The organism is Acinetobacter sp. ANC_7503 (assembly GCF_056780035.1).
The window spans coordinates 23,167-43,564 of sequence record NZ_JBWYJA010000001.1; the positions used below are offsets into that span (position 1 = coordinate 23,167).

At 37.1% G+C, this 20,398-nt stretch carries 16 protein-coding genes; 11 read left to right on the plus strand and 5 right to left on the minus strand.

Going from position 1 to position 20,398, the window contains the following annotated elements:
- Positions 1 to 90 precede the first annotated feature (90 nt).
- The 10 genes from AC1M9M_RS00095 (at position 91) to AC1M9M_RS00140 (ending at position 11,544) form a co-directional block, all read left to right on the plus strand.
- The gene (locus tag AC1M9M_RS00095) at positions 91 to 1,836 is read left to right on the plus strand and encodes a SulP family inorganic anion transporter (protein WP_481595265.1); all 1,746 of its coding nucleotides are present in this window, start codon (positions 91 to 93) and stop codon (positions 1,834 to 1,836) included.
- A gap of 162 nt (positions 1,837 to 1,998) precedes the next feature.
- Entirely contained in the window at positions 1,999 to 3,201 is a 1,203-nt protein-coding gene (sstT, locus tag AC1M9M_RS00100; RefSeq protein WP_481592583.1) for a serine/threonine transporter SstT, read from the plus strand.
- Positions 3,202 to 3,235: 34 nt separating this feature from the next.
- Positions 3,236 to 3,913 (plus strand): YoaK family protein, encoded by a 678-nt coding sequence (locus AC1M9M_RS00105; RefSeq protein WP_481595266.1) that lies wholly within the window; start codon positions 3,236 to 3,238, stop codon positions 3,911 to 3,913.
- Between the two features lie 12 nt (positions 3,914 to 3,925).
- Positions 3,926 to 4,462, plus strand: coding sequence for a DUF2058 domain-containing protein (locus tag AC1M9M_RS00110; RefSeq protein WP_481595267.1), 537 nt, complete (start codon positions 3,926 to 3,928; stop codon positions 4,460 to 4,462).
- A gap of 560 nt (positions 4,463 to 5,022) precedes the next feature.
- A complete protein-coding gene (locus tag AC1M9M_RS00115) occupies positions 5,023 to 6,264 on the plus strand; it encodes a mechanosensitive ion channel family protein (protein ID WP_228143075.1) in 1,242 nt (413 codons plus the stop codon).
- 30 nt (positions 6,265 to 6,294) lie between these two features.
- Positions 6,295 to 8,160 carry an ABC transporter ATP-binding protein gene (locus tag AC1M9M_RS00120; protein ID WP_481595268.1) on the plus strand — a complete coding sequence of 622 codons (1,866 nt, stop codon included), beginning with the start codon at positions 6,295 to 6,297 and terminating at the stop codon, positions 8,158 to 8,160.
- Entirely contained in the window at positions 8,147 to 8,581 is a 435-nt protein-coding gene (locus AC1M9M_RS00125; protein ID WP_035267505.1) for a MaoC family dehydratase, read from the plus strand. Before AC1M9M_RS00120 ends, AC1M9M_RS00125 begins: the two co-directional genes overlap by 14 nt.
- Before the next feature lie 116 nt (positions 8,582 to 8,697).
- Positions 8,698 to 9,729: an AraC family transcriptional regulator gene (locus AC1M9M_RS00130; RefSeq protein WP_179997980.1), complete on the plus strand. Its 1,032-nt coding sequence runs from the start codon at positions 8,698 to 8,700 to the stop codon at positions 9,727 to 9,729.
- A 68-nt stretch (positions 9,730 to 9,797) separates the two neighbouring features.
- Positions 9,798 to 10,172 carry a glycine cleavage system protein GcvH gene (gene gcvH, locus AC1M9M_RS00135; RefSeq protein WP_035267502.1) on the plus strand — a complete coding sequence of 125 codons (375 nt, stop codon included), beginning with the start codon at positions 9,798 to 9,800 and terminating at the stop codon, positions 10,170 to 10,172.
- Between the two features lie 196 nt (positions 10,173 to 10,368).
- A complete protein-coding gene (locus tag AC1M9M_RS00140; protein WP_481595269.1) occupies positions 10,369 to 11,544 on the plus strand; it encodes an MFS transporter in 1,176 nt (391 codons plus the stop codon).
- Between the two features lie 54 nt (positions 11,545 to 11,598).
- On the opposite strand, the gene AC1M9M_RS00145 is transcribed toward AC1M9M_RS00140, so the two are convergent.
- The 4 genes from AC1M9M_RS00145 to AC1M9M_RS00160 form a co-directional block, all read right to left on the minus strand.
- Positions 11,599 to 12,762: a PilT/PilU family type 4a pilus ATPase gene (locus AC1M9M_RS00145; protein WP_179997983.1), complete on the minus strand. Its 1,164-nt coding sequence runs from the start codon at positions 12,760 to 12,762 to the stop codon at positions 11,599 to 11,601.
- A 161-nt stretch (positions 12,763 to 12,923) separates the two neighbouring features.
- Positions 12,924 to 13,961 (minus strand): 3-deoxy-7-phosphoheptulonate synthase, encoded by a 1,038-nt coding sequence (locus AC1M9M_RS00150; RefSeq protein WP_481595270.1) that lies wholly within the window; start codon positions 13,959 to 13,961, stop codon positions 12,924 to 12,926.
- A 409-nt stretch (positions 13,962 to 14,370) separates the two neighbouring features.
- Positions 14,371 to 16,506, minus strand: a complete 2,136-nt coding sequence (locus AC1M9M_RS00155) for a sensor domain-containing protein (protein ID WP_481595271.1) — start codon at positions 16,504 to 16,506, stop codon at positions 14,371 to 14,373.
- A 383-nt stretch (positions 16,507 to 16,889) separates the two neighbouring features.
- Entirely contained in the window at positions 16,890 to 17,651 is a 762-nt protein-coding gene (locus tag AC1M9M_RS00160; RefSeq protein ID WP_481595272.1) for an alpha/beta fold hydrolase, read from the minus strand.
- Between the two features lie 244 nt (positions 17,652 to 17,895).
- Between AC1M9M_RS00160 and AC1M9M_RS00165 the strand changes: the two genes are divergently transcribed.
- Entirely contained in the window at positions 17,896 to 19,101 is a 1,206-nt protein-coding gene (locus AC1M9M_RS00165; protein ID WP_481595273.1) for an amino acid aminotransferase, read from the plus strand.
- 41 nt (positions 19,102 to 19,142) lie between these two features.
- Here AC1M9M_RS00165 and AC1M9M_RS00170 read toward each other — a convergent pair whose 3' ends face one another.
- On the minus strand, positions 19,143 to 20,252 hold the full coding sequence (locus tag AC1M9M_RS00170) for an S-(hydroxymethyl)glutathione dehydrogenase/class III alcohol dehydrogenase (RefSeq protein ID WP_481595274.1): 1,110 nt from the start codon (positions 20,250 to 20,252) through the stop codon (positions 19,143 to 19,145).
- Positions 20,253 to 20,398 lie beyond the last annotated feature (146 nt).

A 20,398-nucleotide genomic window follows, 5' to 3' on the forward strand; every position in this document is an offset into this window, starting at 1 on the left:
AAATTCTTGATGATCCTTATCAACAATACTCAGTGCTTGTTTATCACTTTTTATGCATAATATATATATAAATGTGATTTAGAGATTTGTATGGATTTAACGAAGCATTCTGTGGAACGAATCATCCCAGCTTGGAAATGGTTAAAAAAATACAATACTCAAGATTTTAAATCTGATCTTCTTGCATCTGTGATCGTGCTTGCAATGCTTGTACCACAAGGCATGGCATATGCCATGATTGCAGGATTACCTCCAATTATGGGGTTATATGCCAGTATTATCCCTATGATTGCTTATGCATTGATTGGAGGGAGTACTACCCTTTCAATTGGTCCAGTTGCATTAATCTCTATGATGACTTTTGCCACGCTACAGCCATTATATGAAGTGGGTTCACCAGTCTATATTCAAGCTGCGTATTTGCTAGCAGTAATGGTTGGCATAATTTCATTTTTATTGGGATTATTCAGATTTGGTTTTTTGATTCGTCTCATTAGCCATCCTGTGATTAAGAGTTTTATCATTGCTTCAGCCGTCTTAATTGCATTAGGTCAAATAAAATTTATTCTTAATATTCCATTGCAATCCAGTAATTTAATCGAATTTTTTACGAGTTTGGCTCAATATATTTCTTTATATGATTTGGCCAGCTTATCTTTGGGTTTAGCTTCAATTTTAGCGCTCATTTATTTACCACAATTACTTAAAATTCCAGCATTTTCAAATCATCAAAAATTAATGCAATTAGTACAAAAAGCATTACCGTTATGCTTAGTGCTATTTTCAATCTTACTGGTTCAATCCTTTGATTTAACTGTCTATGGAATTAAAACAGTAGGTGAAATTCCAAGTGGATTACCTCCTATTCAAATGCCGTACTGGACATGGGACATGGTGAAAATACTGCTTCCTGGTGCAGCAATGATCGCTATGGTGAGTTTCGTTGAATCTATTTCGATCGCGCAAGCTACGGCTTTTCAATCACGTAGCAATTTGAACAGTAATCAAGAGCTTGTTGCACTCGGTGTTGCAAATTTTGGCGCTGGAATCAGTGGCGCATTTCCTGTCACTGGTAGCTTATCACGCACAGTGGTCAATGCTGATGCTGGTGCTAAAACACCTATGGCTGGCGTTTTATCCTCCCTACTTATTATTGTGGTCAGTCTATATTTTACAAGCCTATTTGAATATTTACCTTTAGGAGTATTGGCTGCAACAATCATTGTGTCGATATGGAAACTTGTTGAAATTAAACCCTTTATAGAGGCTTGGAAATATTCCAAAGCAGATGGTTTAGCAATGGCTCTTACATTTTTAGGGGTGCTGTGTGTAGATATTACAACAGGCTTAATGGTGGGTATTATTTCAACATTTGTGTTGCTGTTATGGAGAATTAGTCGTCCACATATTGCAGTGATTGGTCTCGTTGAAGGTACGCAGCATTTTAGAAATATTTCAAGACACCAGGTTATTACCAGTAAAAGGCTCGTTTCGGTGAGAATTGATGAAAATTTGAGTTTTCTCAATGCAAACACCCTGAAGGAATTTATTATTTCAGAAGTTAGCGAACATGATGAGCTTCAACATGTTGTCATTAACTGTTCCAGTATCAGTAATATTGACTACTCAGCTTTAGAGACTCTTGAGGAAATGAATTCTGAGTTATCTAAACTCAATATTCAACTACACTTAAGCGAAGTCAAAGGTCCTGTTATGGATCGCTTAAATTCAACCAACTGGATACAACATCTGACAGGTAAAATATACCTCACTCATTTCCAAGCAGTATATGAATTAGACCCGCATTTCAGTGAAAATAAATCATCTTTTGCATAAGAATTTGATATTCTTAAGTAAGAATTATCAAAAAAAATCCAGTGATTTGATTCACTTAATTTTTATTATGAATAAGTTTTATATTTAAAATCATTTTTAAGTATAGAATACCCGACTTATTTATCCGATTTTAAGCCAGACTCGGCATTATTAGGTTCAGTTATGTTCACTGCTCTAGCACGTTTGAGTTTAGTCACCAAAATCCTTATCGCCATTATTCTGGGCGTTTTGGTGGCTATATTTTTCCCTCAAGTTGCACCACAATTAAGTTTGCTGGGTGATTTATTTATTAAAGCCCTTAAATCTGTTGCACCAATCCTTGTTTTTGTTTTGGTCCTTTCTTCGATTGCAAACTTTAAAGTTGGTGATAGCAGCAGTGCGAAAATCAAACCCATTATGATGATGTATGCCGTAGGTATGTTTTTATCTGCGTTAACTGCTGTCGTTGTGAGTAATTTATTTCCAAGCACTCTTTTCCTAGATGTCGCTGCGCAAGCTGATTTACAGCCACCTGGCAGCTTGACTGAAATTCTTAAAAATTTATTACTCAGTTTTGTTGCGAATCCTATCGTTGCATTAAGTGAAGCAAACTTTATTGGGATTTTGGGTTGGGCTGTTGCACTTGGTATAGCATTTCGTCATGCCACAGACACCACAAAACAGTGTCTGACGGATGCTGCGAATGCCGTGAATCACGTGATTCGTCTTGTCATCAGTTTTGCACCTTTCGGTATTTTTGGACTTGTTGCAGTGACTTTTGCAGATGCAGGTCTTAAAACCTTAGCAAGTTATGCACAATTATTGTCTGTTCTATTAGGGACTATGTTCTTTGTTGCACTTGTAATTAACCCAATTATGGTGGCATTTGTTACGCGTTCAAATCCTTATCCATTGGTTATTCAATGTCTACGTGAAAGTGGGATCACCGCATTTTTCACCCGTAGTTCAGCAGCAAATATTCCGGTGAACTTGGATCTTGCCAAGCGTTTGGGCGTGAATGAATCGACAGCGAGTGTAGCAATCCCGTTGGGAGCTGCAATTAATATGGCGGGCGCATCAGTAACGATTACTGTATTAACATTAGCAGCGGTGAATACACTTGGTATTTCCGTTGACTTTACTACAATGCTTGTTCTTTCTGTTGTGGCTACTGTTTCTGCCTGCGGTGCTTCAGGTGTAGCGGGTGGTTCACTGTTATTGATTCCTGTCGCTTGTGGGCTCTTCAATATCTCACCTGATGTGGCTATGCAAGTCGTAGCAATAGGTATGGTGATCAGTGTTCTACAAGATTCAACTGAAACAGCCCTCAACTCATCTACAGATGTATTGTTTACTGCTGCGGTTGATCGCGCTCCTTCAAAATAATATATTCATGGCATAAACTTTTAGAATGAAAGATATGCCATTTCAATTCCTTCCAAACTGGGTACAATTTGGGGCTTTCATGCTTGCAGTAAATGCAGGCATGATCAACGTTTTGGGTCTCATTTCTCTATTACATCAGTCAGTTTCACATATGACAGGCAATGCAAGTCTGCTTGCGATCGGTCTTATTGACCATGATTTCAAAGCTGTATTTTTTCTGATTCTTATTATCCTGAGTTATGTTTTAGGCTCTAGTTTTAGCGGTCTGATATTGGGGAATAGTCAATTTAAACTCGGACGCAGATATGGTCTACCATTGAGTTTAGTGACTTTTTTTATTCTGCTCTGTTGGGTATTTATTCCCTACTATCCTCATTATGCGCTGCTATGGGCATGTTGTGCGATGGGTGTACAAAATGCCATGGTAAGTCATTATAAAGGTGCGATTATTCGCACGACTCACCTTTCTGGTGTCTTAACCGATCTTGGTTTAGCATTTGGATATTTTGTAAGAGGTCTTACAACGGAATCCAGAAAAGTTATTTTGCATTTAGTGATTTTATTTGGTTTTATTATTGGCAGTACTGTTGCGGCATTCAGCTATCCTTATTTACAATTAGAAGCATTTTTAATTCCTACAGGTTTAAGTTTTTTACTGACCCTGATCTATTGGATTTTATATTTCCGTCATTGTTATTTTCAAAAATCGTAGTTGGTATTACTCATGGTAAAAAATGCCTTGCAAGCACAATTGCTCAAAGCTGGTTTAGTCGATCAAAAAAAGGCTAAAAAACTTTCTAAACAAGCTGTGCATGAGCAACGCACGGGTCAAAGCAACGAAGCTGAGATTAAAGCTAAAATTGAACAAGATTTAAAGCAAAAACTAGAAAAAGATCAGAATCTTAATCTTGAAATCAAACGCCAGCAAGATGAAAAAGCATTACGTGCAGCAGTAGTGCAAATGATTGGTCAACATAAAATCAAAGATATTGATGGTGAAATCAGCTACCAGTTCGTTGATGAAAATAAAATCAAGAAAATTTATATTAATCAACAAGTTTACAATGCACTCGTGGCAGGCACATTAGTCATCGCTAAAGATCAAGCCGGTTATGCAGTTCTACCAAGAGCGCTATCTGAGCGGATTAATGAAAAAGTCGAAGGATTTATTATTGTGAATAATGCTGAGAAAAATGAAGCTATTACAGATGAGGAAGATCCATATGCAGCTTATGTTATTCCAGATGATTTAATGTGGTAAATTACTCTAAAGCCTAATTTATTAGGCTTTTTTTACGCTTAATGTGTGATTCAGATTGCGGTGTAGCAGGTATAAATTCACGATTAAGATGCTTTAAGTCATATTGCTGCTTCCAACCATCACGAGATGAGTCTATCAATTTTCTGCGCTCGCCTTCTATTCTCTAATTCGATTTTTTTTCAATTGATGGTATTTGGGGGAGCTCAAAAAAATAATGGATTGATTTTCTCATATTATTTTTTCATTTTCAAAATGCTGAAAAATGAAAAAGCTCAATAATGCTTCTTTCAGGACCTTTCGTGTAGGTTAAGAATACAGTGAGATTGAGAATGAAAAAAAATCTGGTTACAAGATAAGCTTTATAATTTAAAAATGTAATGACGATAATCTAGGAAATTTTATAGTGTGACTTAATTCACATTAATTTTATTTAAAATAGAAGTTCATAAAATTTATTTCAAGTAATTAATTTAATCTATTCTGTTTGATAAACGTTAACTCTAATAAATTTAATAACTTAAACCATTAAGCTAATACCAATTCATTTAGAGGTGATCAAGTTGGACAGATTAAATTTTGTAACTCAAATCCAAGAATGGTCAGATCAATTTCCTTGGTTAGAGATGTTGACCTCTCTGAGCATTCTTATTCTCATTGCATTTATCGCAAATTTTATTGCTAAACAAGTGGTCGTCCGTGGTATTCGCAAAATTATTAGCAAACTACGTTTTAGTTATAGTGATGTCTTAGCGGAACATAGCGTTATTCGAAGAATTGCAAACATTGTCCCAGCATTGGTGATTATGAATGGAATTGTGACGGTTCCTCACCTGTCTGAAAAAGTCATTACATTGATTCAGATGTTTGCACAAGCCTTCATTTTCTTAACCATTGCCTTGGCAATTAGTCAGCTTCTCACCATTTTTAATATTATTTATCAACGTAATCCTAAATCTCACAATAAGCCAATTAAGGGTTATTTACAGTTAGTTAAACTCATTATTTTTGTTGTTTGTGCACTGATGGTCATAGGAACATTTCTTAAAAAAGATGTTTTCACGCTTTTGGCAGGTTTCGGGGCAATGGCAGCAGTGCTCATGCTGGTTTTCCAAAATACAATTCTATCTCTAGTGGCTTCAGTTCAAATCTCTTCATATGACATGGTTCGGATTGGTGATTGGATTGAAATGCCAACCTTAAATGCGGATGGCGATGTCATTGATATGTCATTACATACGGTGACCGTACAAAACTTTGATAAGACCTATACCACTATTCCGACCAATCGTTTGGTGACAGATACTTTTAAGAACTGGCGAGGTATGCAAGAGCAAGGTGTTCGTCGTATTAAACGTGCACTCTATATCGATCAAAATAGTGTTCACTTCTTATCTGCAATGGAATACAGCAAACTTAAAGAATTTCTGATTTTAGAAAAGTATCTGGATGAGAAACAAACTGAGTTAAAAAACTTTAATCAGCAATACGCAAATAATGGGGTCAATAACCAACGTCGTTTAACCAATTTAGGAACATTCCGCGCATATATTGAATACTATTTAAAAAATCATCCAGGTATTGCACAAAATCAGTCCTTAATCGTTCGTCAATTACAACCGACAGGTGAAGGTTTGCCTATAGAAATTTATGCTTTTACAAATACGACAGCATGGGTGGCTTATGAGGCGATCCAATCCGATATTTTTGATCATCTTTTGGCGATTCTTCCTGAGTTTGGATTAAAAATATTCCAGATTCCTTCTGGGAATGATTTCAAGATTCCTCAAGACACAGTAAACTGAGTTTTGATTAGATGAATTAAGATTAGTCGTATGCTGCAGTGGTTTGAAAGACTCGTTGATCCATATCCATCCAAAGATTTAAATCAGCCCTTGCCGAAGAAATTTTTTCCATTTGTTTGGCAAGCAGCATCAGGAGTTAAGCGCTATCTCTTGGTGTTGGTGTTATTTACTGCAGCAACAGCTTCATTTGAAGCTATTTTCTTCTCTCAAATTGGTCATTTAGTTGATTGGTTGTCCGCATCGACGCCTCAAAATTTTCTCGAAAATAACCAAACAAATCTGATGATTTTGTCTGGTTTTCTACTTGCTAATATTTTCTTTGCAAGTTTGCAATCAATCATAAGGCATCAGATATTATTCAGCAGCTTTCCAATGCGCTTGCGTTGGCGTTTTCACAATTTATTACTTCTTCAAGGCTTGGACTTTTTTCATAATGATTTTGCAGGTCGATTGTCAGCTAAAGTCATGCAAACTTCACTTGCAGTTCGTGAATTTTGGGTAATTTTGGGGGATATCGTTACTTATGTGGTGATTTATTTTATTACCATCAGTGTGGTTTTAGGAAACGTCTCCCCTCTTCTCCTTATTCCCCTGATGGCATGGCTGATTTTATTCATTGGCGCGGCATCCTTCTTTATCCCGCGACTTGGAAAAATTTCAAAAAAGCAGGCTGATGCACGCGCGGTGATGACTGGTCGTGTGACTGATGCTTATACAAATATACAAACAGTAAAATTGTTTGCACATGCTGGTCGTGAAAGCCAATATGCCAAAGAGTCTATGCAACTTTTTATGAAGACGGTGTATACCCAGATGCGTCTGGGAACTGCTTATGAAATTAGCATTAATCTACTGACCGCAATTTTATTCTTTGGCGTTTTAGGTACAGCAGTTTGGCTTTGGTTTATTGGTGAAGCAAACATCGGTGTGATCGCCGCAACGACAGCCATGATTTTAAAGCTGAATAGTATGGCTTCTTTTATGATGTGGCAAACTTCAGCCTTATTTGAAAATATTGGTACCATCCAAGATGGGATGACCACGCTAGCCAAACCAATAGCAATTCAAGACAAAGAAGCTGCACTGCCACTCGAGGTACACTCTGGTGCGATTAAATTTGATAATGTGAGCTTTGCATATAATCAAAAAAATGTTATTAATCACTTGAATTTAGAAATTAAACCGGGTGAAAAAATTGGAATTGTCGGTCGGTCTGGTGCTGGAAAATCGACACTGATCCAACTACTACTTCATTTTTATCAAACCCAACAAGGTAAAATTTATATCGATGGCCAAGCGATTGATGAAGTCACCCAAGATAGTTTAAGAAAAAACATTGCTCTCGTGACGCAGGATACTTCTTTGCTGCATCGAAGTGTTGCTGAGAATATTAAATATGGTCGACCTGAAGCGACTGATGAAGAAATGTATGAAGCTGTCCGTAAAGCTCGAGCAGAAGAGTTTATCCCTCAGCTTACAGATCTACGTGGTCAGACAGGATATGACGCTTATGTGGGTGAACGTGGTGTAAAATTATCTGGTGGGCAAAGACAGCGTATAGCAATTGCACGGGTATTCCTAAAAGATGCTCCAATTTTGATTTTAGATGAAGCAACCAGCGCACTCGATTCAGAAGTGGAGGCTGCGATTCAGGCAAGCCTTGATGACTTGATGGAAGGTAAAACGGTAATTGCAATTGCACACCGCCTTTCAACAATTGCTCAAATGGATCGATTAATTGTTTTGGATCAAGGAAATATCGTAGAACAAGGATCTCACGATGAGCTGATTCAACAGAATGGAATTTATGCCCAACTTTGGCAACGCCAAACGGGTGGATTTTTAGTTGAACAAAAAGTGAAAGACAAGGAATTAGACGAAGATGCTTTATCTTGATGATTTAAAAGTGGGTGATCAGTTTAAAAGTCGTGAATATGAGTTAACACTCGAAGAAATTAAAGAATTTGCACAAAAATACGACCCTCAAGTCTTTCATACTGATGAAGAGGCTGCGAAAGATCATCCTATTTTTCAAGGTATCGCAGCCAGTGGTTGGCAAACGTCAGCCATTACCATGCGTCTTTGGACTGAATGTTTTCCAATTGCCAAGGGGCTTATCGGTTCAGAGTCAAGCTTAAGATGGCCAAAACCAGCTCGTGCTGGTGATCGTTTGCATGTGGAAGTTGAAATTGTTGCTATCAATCCTTCAAAAACAAAGCTAGATCGCGGAATTGTGAGTTATGTCACACAAACAAAAAATCAGCATGGTGATGTTTTGTTGATTTCAACCACAAAAATTGTCGTTTTTAAGGCTTAAACATCGGTTTCACACTAGATTTGTCCGACAAAATTGGTATTTTCTATCTGGAATTTATGTCAGTATTATTTTCACCAAAAATTATGAAAAAAATTGTGTAAAGCAATGGATCGCACATGAAAACAGTTTCAGTTCGCCCAGATTTAGGCATTCCAGGTGTTTACGGACTCTTACTTTTAGATGTTGTTTCTCGTTGGGGTTATAGTGCTGAGTCGCTATTCGCTCCCTTTGGATTCACCAACGAGCAACTTGCCGATCCTGAATTTAGAATTCCACTACATGTAGCGAATGAGATGATTATTCTCGCGCGCAAAATGACAGGTGAAAGTTCTCTTGGTTATCATCTTGGAAACCAAATGCGGATTTCTATCCATGGTTTTATTGGCTATGCCATTATGACCTCGAATGAGATTACTGATGCACTTATTTTAGCCAATCGCTTTATACAACTGCGTATGCCTTTTCTGCAATTTCATTTCTCGACATTTACAGAACAAGTTTCTTTGCAGTTACAATGTGATATTGATCTTGAACCGCTGAGAACTGAAATTGTCATGGCTTTAACTTTTGGTGTCATTACAATGGCAAAAGCACTTACAGGCATTAATGATTTGTATGGCGAAATTAATTTTGACTTCCCGAAACCTGAAGGCTTTGACAAATACATCAGTCGTCTACATCCCAAAACGATTATTCATTTTGACCAGACTCATTTTCTTGCCAGTTTCGATAAAAGTTATTTAGGCCTGAAGATGGTTAACGCAGATCCGATTGCCAGTCAAATTGCAATTAATCAGTGTGAAGCAGAACTATCAGAGCTTGGAGAACGCCGTCGAATTTCAATGCGTGTTCGCGATATTTTGACACATTCTGAACAGCACTATTTAAGTATTGAAAATGTGGCAGATCGCCTGCATATGTCTGATCGTACACTGAAACGTCAGTTGGCTGCAGAAGGAACTTCTTTTTCAACCTTAGTGGATGAAGTTCGATATCGTCATGCAACCTCCCTACTGTCACGTACTGACTATTCACTTGAACAAATCGCAGATGAACTCGGTTATTCAGATGTTGCGAATTTCAGTCGTGCATTTAAACGTTGGAGTGGTCGAAGTCCAAGCAGTTGGCGTAAAGATCCATATTTATAGAACTTTCGTTTTTAAATAAAACACTGTATAACACAAGAAAATTTTTCAAATCGAATTGAGGAGTCGTGATGAATCATCCTTCAGAGCTTAAATATGCTCGCACACACGAATGGGTACGTATTGAAGGTGATCTCGTTGTTACTGGGATCTCAGATCACGCACAAGATGCATTGGGTGATCTTGTCTATGTAGAAGCACCTGAAGTAGGTCGTGAATTGACTGCTGGTGAACAAGCGGGTGTAGTTGAGTCTGTGAAAACAGCTTCTGATATTCATGCTCCTGTAAGTGGTGTAGTTGTAGAAATTAATGAAAATCTAGAAGATGATCCAGATTTTGTAAATGATGATCCCTATGGCAAAGGCTGGATCTACAAAATTAAACCATCTAATTTGGCAGATGTAGAACAACTTCTCTCAAATACAGATTATGAATCAGGTTTGTGATATTTATGACCAGTCTACGGACTGGTTTTTTATTTATACATTTTCGGATGAATGGCTCACTTTTTGATGTAATTTTCATGTAATTTGATTATAATTAATTCAACTTCTCTCCCTACTTCATTGCTGACCAAAACCAAAAATAATTTTATTTGGCACAGATTGAAGCTTTTAATGGTTCAATATTTCAAGGTTGTCTATGTCTTCTATACATGCTGAGCATCTATGGAATAAATCTTTTATTCTGTGTCTAATTAATAACTTATTTATTTTCATCTTCTATTTTGCTCAGACAACGATATTGCCAATTTATATTCTTAATGATTTAAATGGTAATATTACCCAAGCTGGGCTTGCACTGACTTTATTTCTAGCTTCATCGATCGCAATACGACCGTTTACCGGTCTCATTATCGAGAAGATTGGGCTTAAAAAAGCACTTTATATCTCTGAGTCATTTTTTGTACTGCTCTCTTTCGCTTATATCTTTGCTGATAATCTAACCCTATTACTGGTCATTCGGTTACTACAAGGAATTTGGTTCAGTATTTTGACCACTGCCATGATACCAATCGTCAATGACTTCATTCCAAATCAGCGTAAAGGTGAAGGCATGGGCTATTTTGTCATGTCAGTCAATCTTGCCATTGTACTAGGACCCATGTTGGGCTTGATTCTCATTCAACCATGGGGATATATTCCAGTGGCTACACTTTTAGCTGCAATTGTTTTTATTGGTTATTTGTTCTGCTTTTTGATTCCGATCCAGACACAATTTCAAACTGTTAAGCGCAAAACAAAAATTAGTGTTCATGATTTTGTTGAGATTAAAGCTTTACCTGTTGCGATGATGGCGATGCTCATCTCATTTTCTTATGCAAGTATCATGTCTTTTATCTCGACATATGCTGAATCAAAAAATTTATTGACCTATGCGAGCTTATTCTTTGCTGTTTTTGCAATTTCCATGATGATTCTAAGACCCTTCACAGGAAAGTTATATGACTCTAAGGGTCCTGCCTACGTTGTCTATCCAGCGATTGTGAGCTTTAGCATTGGGCTATTCATTCTAAGCCAAATTCATTCTGCTGCCGGATTATTGATATCTGCTGTCTTTATTGGTATAGGCTTTGGGTCTGCTCAGCCATGTCTCCAAACGCAAGCCATTCAAGCTGTAGCACGTGAACGAGTTGGACATGCGAGTTCAACTTTTTACACCTTTTACGATATTGGCATCGCATTAGGTTCTTTTATTCTAGGTATTGTGATCACACACTATCAGTATTCGATTGCATATATATTATGCGCGATATTGACGCTTTTGAGCTTGCTGTTTTACCGCTTCGTTGTTCAAACTAAAGTTAAAGCGGTCTAGATAGCTAAAAATTTGTCCAAAAAAAAGCCTTCAGATGAAGGCTTTTTTATTTAATTAGCTCTCTGCATCTTCATCAAACATACTGAAGGTTTGTGAAGAGGTTTCAGCATTCTCTCGGACGCGTGTACTTTTTAGCTTAATCTGTAGACGTAATTCATTTTTAGAGTCAGCATTACGAATGGCTTCATCATAACTGATCGCACCTTCGTTATATAAATCAAATAATGCTTGGTCAAATGTTTGCATACCAAGTTCTCGCGACTTGGTCATAATTTCTTTCAACTCATGAAAGTTACCTTTCAAAATCAAATCAGAAACTAAAGGTGTATTTAGCATGACTTCTACAGCAGCTCTACGTCCGACACCATCTTCAGTTCGAACTAAACGTTGAGAAATAATGGCTTTCATATTTGATGAAAGATCCATAAGCAACTGATTGCGCCGTTCTTCAGGAAAAAAGTTGATAATTCGATCCAAGGTTTGATTGGCATTATTCGAATGTAACGTGCCTAAGCACAGATGACCAGTCTCTGCAAAAGCGATCGCATGCTCCATGGTCTCCGTATCACGGATTTCGCCAATTAAAATTACATCTGGTGCCTGACGAAGTGTATTTTTAAGCGCATTATGCCATGAGTGACAGTCCACTCCGACTTCTCGGTGAGTGACCATTGATTTTTTATGTTTATGCACGTATTCAACTGGATCTTCTACAGTAATGATGTGCCCTGCTGAGTTCTCATTACGGTAATCAATCATGGCAGCAAGTGAAGTAGATTTACCCGATCCAGTGCCACCAACCACTAGAATTAAACCTCGCTTTTCCATTACCACATCTTTCAATGTTTCTGGTAATTTCAACTTTTCAAAGTTTGGAATTTCAGAGGTAATGGTACGAATGACCATCCCTACATTAAGTTGCTGTTGAAAAACATTCACGCGAAAGCGCGATACATCTGGGACATTAATGGCAAAATTACATTCTAATTCACTCTCAAATTCTGCTCTTTGTTTTTCATTCATTAAGCTATAAGCGAATAGTTTTGTTTTTTCTGCAGTCAAAGCTTGAGAACTTAAAGGCTTCATTGAACCTTGATGTTTCATACTTGGAGGAAAATCAGCTGAAATAAATAAATCTGATCCCTCATGGTCAAAAACGCTTTTAAGCAATCTGAACATGAATTGCCGAGCTTCGCTAAGTAATTCATTACTGAACATTAATTTCCCCAAGTTATAAATATTAAATACTTAAAATACTAATAGAAATATAAGGTTATTTCAGCTGTTTCATCAAATATTTAATGCTTTAAACAAACATTCAAATCTTAAAGGCAAAAAAAAAGAACCCATATTTCATGGGTTCTTTTTTACGAATTATATTAGGAGAGTTGTTGAGCAACATCCAAAATCAATTGCTCTGTACTTAACCAACCCAAGCATCCATCAGTCACTGATTGACCATAAGTCATGTGATCAGAAATTTTCTGATTGCCATCGACTAAAAAGCTTTCTAGCATGACGCCACGGACTTGTGTTTGAGGTCGTTCATTCACAATACGCTTTAATACAGCAGGTTGATTCAATGGATTTTTAGCACTATTCCCATGGCTACAATCAATAATCAAAGCTGGTAATACATGGTTATTGTTTTCTTGAATCTTTTTAATTTCAGCGAATTGGTAATTTGTACCCTGATTCGATCCACGTAAGATCAAATGTGCGTGCGGATTACCCTTTGAAGATAAAATGCTTGGACCACCATCTTGACTTAAACCAAGAAATTGATGCGGTTGTGAAGCGGACTGAATGGCATCCAATGCAATTTGGATTGATCCATCTGTACCATTTTTGAACCCAATGCTATAAGGCATATGGCTAGATATTTCACGGTGAATTTGCGATTCGCTTGTTCTCGCCCCAATCGCGCCCCATGAAATCAAATCATCAAAATATCCTGTTGCCATTGGGCTTAAGATTTCTGTGGCCAACGGCAAACCCATTTCAGCAATTTGAATGAAGAGTGATCTAGACTGTTCAAGTCCTTTTTGCATATCTGCTGAACCATTTAAATCTGGATCATACAAGAAGCCTTTCCATCCTACAGTGGTGCGAGGTTTTTCAATATAAGTACGCATCACGATGAAAATCTGATCTTTGACTTGTTCTTGCAGTTGTTTTAATTTTTGTGCGTATTCGAGGGTTGCTTTAGGATCATGAATCGAACATGGACCAGTAATGACCAATAAACGTGGATCATGACCCGCTAAAATGTCTTGTATTGTTTGGCGATGTTGACGAATTTGAAGTGAAACTATCGGACTAACAGGTAAAGTTGATTTTAGTTCTAATGGTAAGCTTAATTTTTTTTCTAAAGTATGTTGAGCCGTGGTTATAAGCTGAGAATTAATTGCATTCATCTTGAATTCCTTTGGGCAGCAATTGCCCTATCTTTTATTTGAGCGTGAGGTGTCTATTGGCTGGGTTTTGTTCTTGACTAAAATAGAACCAATAACCGTTGCTAAAATAAAAAGTATTCAATGTTTTCATGAGATGCTCCTATATTTGTTGAGATGAAAAAAAACCTGATTGGTGTTGCCAATCAGGTATAAACTTGATGGGCAACATTTTTGTTGCCCGAACACGTCTAGGCAACTAGATGTTAAATTGCCAAAAATAATAATAAGCGTTAGTAATCAAGTGTGTCGTTTTCATCAAATTATCTAAAATATAACCCTTAAAAGTAAAATACGCATAAATAAACTGATTGACAAGCAATTTATATAAAAAATATCGTTATATCAATCATAACTCAAATATATCAATGGTTTATTGCTTATCTGTAGGAAGCCAATCTTTTATAGCACATACTTGTTTGAGCATCAGTTGCTCAGCCTCAGACTTACAAATCGCTTGGCTAAATAAAAAGCCTTGACCATATGCACAGCCAACATCCTGAAGACTTAAGAGCTGTTGGCATGTTTCGACACCTTCTGCGATCACATCCAATGACAGAATAGGTCCGAGCTTAGCAATGCCCTCTACAATTGAATTGATTGACTTCTCCTCATTCATTCGATTCACAAAAGCATAATCAATCTTGAGACAGTCGACAGGATAATCTCTTAAATGCGTCATTGAAGAATGACCGGTTCCGAAATCATCCAATGAGATTCGAAGACCATAATTTTTGAGCTTTTGTAGTGCTCGAATCACAAATTCTACTCCACGCTCAGACAGAATATGTTCTGTAATCTCAACCTCGATTAAATGAGCAGGAATTTGATGTCGTTCTAAACGTTGAATTAACAATTCTGCATAATTGTCACGCATGAATTCAACTGGAGAGGCATTAATTGAGATCGGTACAAGTTGAACGCCCTTAGACATCCAATCTGCCATGTCACTGAAAATCTTTTGATGCATGATTTCACTGATTTTACTGGCCAGCTCATAATCGTTAAACGCTTCTGAGATTGAAGCTGGATAATGAAGTTGCTGCTGTGTATCATGCCAACGCATCAAAGCCTCAAATCCGATTAGCTGACAGTTATCTAAGCGAACCTTAGGTTGATAATACGGTTCGATTAAATTGTCCTGTATGATATAGCGAGCAGTATCAAGTTGTTGCATCTTCTTTTCAGCAAGTGCAAACATTTCGTCATCATACATACGATACCCACCACGACCTTTTTCTTTAAGATCATTTAGAGCGGTATCCGCACATTTCATCAATCCGAATACATCTTGAGCATCTTTAGGATAAATGGCACATCCAATACTCATCCCACTATTAATCACTTTTCCTGCATAAGTGATGGGGGCAATATTTTGTTTAAGCACTTTCTGTGTGGTTTGATGTAATTCTTCTTCTGAGGTCATCCCTGGGACAATAATTGCAAATTCATCTCCACCTAAACGTGAAACAATACACTTGCGATCCAAACTCTTTTGCAGACGTTTAGATAAGACTTTAAGTAGATGATCTCCAGCAGGATGACCTAAAGTATCGTTAATGTTTTTAAAATGATCGAGATCAATAAACATCATACCAATAAGTGTTTTTTCACGATTTGCTTGTGAAATCGCCGCTTTTAATTTATTTTTGAAGGCACGACGATTCATCAGACCAGTCAGATCATCATATTCACTGCTGATTTTTAGTTTAGCTTCGGCAACACGTTGACGGGTAATATCACGTGATACACAGAGAATACTGGTCGTATTTCCTTGTTCATCATGCACAGGTGTTAAAATATTATCCCAATACATCACGGTATCGCCGTGTGTGCTCATCCCCGCAAAACGGGCATTCTTCCCTCGAGCTGCTGTTTTAATCGCTTTTGCCCCCTGTTCACGTACTTCAGGTGGTAACAGCGTTAACCAATCCATTCCAAATTTCTTAACACGCTCTTGACCCAGTAATGCCATGCATCCAGATTTGTTCATGTGTTCAAGCTTGCCATCTGGTGTGATAATTTTTATACAGTCTACGCTGACATCGAGCATATCTGTATTGGCACGCAAGGCCTCAGCAGTTTCACGCATTTTGATTGTACGATCATGGATATTTGTGCAACTTATCATCCAATTTTGCTGGTTGGATTGAATCACCTTAGGTTCAGCAAGCATTAAGAACCAAAGATATTCACCTGATTTATTTTTTATACGACACTCTTTTTCAAATTTCTGACCGTTTTTTTGAGCATCATTCCAAATCTGATAAAGATGTTCAGCATCATCAGGATGAACAAATTTAAGCCAGTCTACGTCACGTAAGATTTGCGTATCCGCACCGATATATTGTTTAAGTGCGAGATTACAATACCCTGAGTTGGTGTGACTGACCCAAATCAAATTGGGCAGTAAATCGAGTGCAAATTTAAAGTCATCTGACAGTGTTAGATGCAAAGGCACAGCTTTGGACTGTAAATGATCAGCTCTATTCAGATCCAGAATGCTCATAGTTCACCTATTCGAAAATAACAACCCATCAAAATGACGAATACAAAAATCAGCGTAAAAATTTAGAATTTAATTAATCAGTATTTAAATTTAGTTAATAATGATTATTAATCATCATTAATTTTAAAATACGTGATAATAATAACACTTAAATGGACTAAATTAATACAAATACCATTTCTGCATGATACATAATTTTTATCACTTGTGAATATTAAATAGACAAAATGCATAAAAAATAATGAAATACGACACAATAATGAATTTATTTGATAATTCGACATCTTAGAATTAAATAATTCCGATTTTAATTAAAAAAACACCTACTTATATTAAGTAGGTATCGACTAATATAAAAATAATCTAAACTTATAATTAATTTATTATAAAAAATCTTTAATGTTTTTGATAACCTCACTTGGTTTTTCTGCATGTAACCAATGTCCAGTGCCATCAATCGTCACAAATTTAGCTTTAGGATATTGGAACCGAATAAGATCGTTATCACGCTCGAGATTAATATAATCGGATAATTCTCCTTTTAAAAACAAAGTTTCATTCGATTGTGGATTAAGACGTTCCCATGACAAAATCTGAAAATATTGTTGTTTAAGTGCATCTAAGTTGAATAGCCACTGTCCATTGCGGAAAGATTTAAGCAGAAATTGAATAACGCCAATTTCATTAATATATTTCTGCATCAACTCGGTTGCCTCTTTTCTTGAAACAACTTGAGCTTTTTGAACTTCTTCTAAAGCTTTGAAAATTTGATCATGATGAGATTTTTGATAAGCGACGGGTGCCATATCAAGTACAATCAACTTAACTACTCGATGTGGTACAAGGTTTGCTAAGTGCATGGCAACTTTCCCCCCCATCGAATGACCAATGACGTGAAATTGTTGCACATTCATATCATCTAAAGTTTCTATAACATCTTGCGCCATAAGTTGATAACTCATTTGATTAGAATGAGGTGATAAACCGTGATTACGCAAATCAATTTGTATGACATCATGCGTTTCCTGAAATGCTCTCGCGAGCATGCCTAGGTTCGATAAACTACCAAAAAGACCATGAATCAGAACAAGAGCAGGTTGACGTTGATTCATATTTGATTTGGTGATCTCAGCATTTAGTCGCATGTATATACTCAAATAGCTTTAAAAATGTGATTCAAATTCTAACAGTTGAGTTTGTATTTTAGTGTTAATTTAATTTTTATTTATATAATTCAGCATATTAAAGACAATTAAAAAATTTCGGTTATAAGTAAAAGTATTGAGTTTTATAAAAATTAGTCCTGTAATTCGATCTTGTGATCGTGCGGAAATTATATATATTATCCGATTAAACTTTTTACTTTGAACATTTTAGGAAATTTAGACCATGTTTCATCATGTAGATGCTTATGCAGGTGACCCTATTCTTTCACTTATGGAAGAATATAGTAAAGATGAGCGTACTCAAAAAGTGAATTTGAGTATTGGTCTATATTATAACGAAGACAGTATTGTACCTCAGTTAAATGCGGTCAAAGCTGCGTACAAAAACATTGAACCGAGCAACGATAAAGTTAAACTTTATTTACCAATGGATGGTTTGAAATCTTATAACGAAGCGACTCAAGCATTAGTTTTAGGTCCTGATAGTCAAGCACGTAAAGATGGACGTGCTGTCACGATTCAGACACTTGGTGGCTCAGGCGCACTTAAAGTCGGTGCTGATTTTTTGAAAAAATATTTCCCTGAATCAGATATCTGGGTAAGTCAACCAACTTGGGATAACCATATCGCAATTTTTAATGGCGCTGGTATCCAATCTCATTTCTATCCTTATTTTGATGCTGATACAAATGGCGTTAACGTTCCAGCAATGCTTGAGGAATTAAAAACACTAAAAGCAAAAAGTATTGTATTACTTCATCCTTGCTGCCATAACCCAACTGGTGCAGATTTAACGCCAGCAGAATGGGATCAAGTGATCGAAGTGCTTAAGGCGAATGACCTTATTCCATTCCTTGACATTGCTTACCAAGGTTTTGGTAAAGGTCTTGAAGAAGATGCATACCTTATTCGTGCTTTAGATAAATCAGGTATGAATTTCATTGTGAGTAATTCATTCTCAAAAATCTTCTCACTGTACGGTGAGCGTGTCGGCGGCTTAACATTTGTCTGTGATGATCAAGCTACTGCTCAAAAAGTCCTTGGACAATTAAAAGCAACTGTACGCCGTATTTATTCTAGTCCAGCAAGCACAGGTGCATTGTTGGTTGAGAACGTGTTAAACAACGCAGATCTAACTGCTCAATGGCAAGCTGAATTACAAGAAATGCGTGAACGTATTATTAAAATGCGTGAATTGTTAAATGCTAAATTGAGTGCGGCTCTGCCTGAACGTGACTTTAGCTATCTAGTAAAACAACAAGGTATGTTCAGTTATACAGGTTTGACTGGCGAACAAGTGGATATTTTGAAAGATAAATATGGTATTTATTTAGTCCGTAGTGGCCGTATGTGCGCAGCAGGATTAAACTTGAATAATATTGATTATGTGGCTGAATCAATTGCAGAAGTTTTGAAAGCTACCGCTTAAAAACAAAAAAACGGGCATATCGCCCGTTTTTTATTGCCCAATTAAAAATGTACAACTGTACGGATTGATTTACCTTCGTGCATTAAGTCAAAGGCTTTATTAATGTCTTCTAGCCCCATAGTATGAGTAACAAAAGGTTCTAATTGAATGTCACCCTTCATCGCATCTTCAACCATTTTTGGTAATTGAGTACGACCTTTTACACCACCAAATGCTGTACCCATCCATTTACGTCCAGTCACTAATTGGAATGGACGAGTTGAGATTTCTTGACCTGCACCAGCCACACCGATAATGACAGATTGCCCCCAACCACGGTGTGCACATTCAAGCGCTGAACGCATTACGTTTGTATTACCGATACACTCAAATGAATGATCAACACCCCAGCCAGTCATCTCTACAATGACTTGTTGAATAGGTTGATCATAGTCCTTAGGATTGAGGAAATCTGTAGCACCAAACTGCTCAGCCAATTTAAATTTTTCTGGATTAGTATCCACTACAATAATTCGGCCAGCTTTGGCTTGTTTAGCACCTTGAACAACTGCTAAACCAATACCACCTAAACCGAACACAGCAACGGTATCACCTTCCTGTACTTTTGCAGTATTGTGAACCGCACCAATACCAGTCGTCACGCCACAACCCAATAAACAAACGTGTTCAGGGTTTGCTTCAGGATTAATTTTTGCTAACGATACTTCGGCAACAACTGTGTATTCACTGAATGTTGAACACCCCATATAATGGTAAATAGGTTCGCCTTTATAAGAGAATCGAGTCGTTCCATCAGGCATAACACCTTTACCTTGAGTGGCACGTACAGAGACACATAAGTTTGTTTTATTTGATTTACAGAACAAACATTCGCCACATTCTGCAGTATAAAGTGGAATGACATGATCACCTGGTTTTACACTGGTCACGCCTTCACCAACTTCAACCACAATACCTGCACCTTCGTGACCAAGTACCGCAGGGAATACGCCCTCTGGGTCTTCACCAGAAAGTGTAAATGCATCAGTATGACAAACACCTGTATGCGTAATTTTCACCAATACTTCACCAGCTTGTGGTGGAGCAACATCTAATTCAACAATTTGTAATGGCTGACCTGGACCGAATGCCACCGCTGCACGAGATTTCATGATGAAAACTTCCTTTGTAAATTAAGATTTAACAGATAAGTTACAGTAACCGCTTTTGATAAAAACATTCAACTATTTGATTGATGATATTATAGCCATACAACTGAACAATAAGATTTAGGAACGACAGCTTTGATGCATATGTT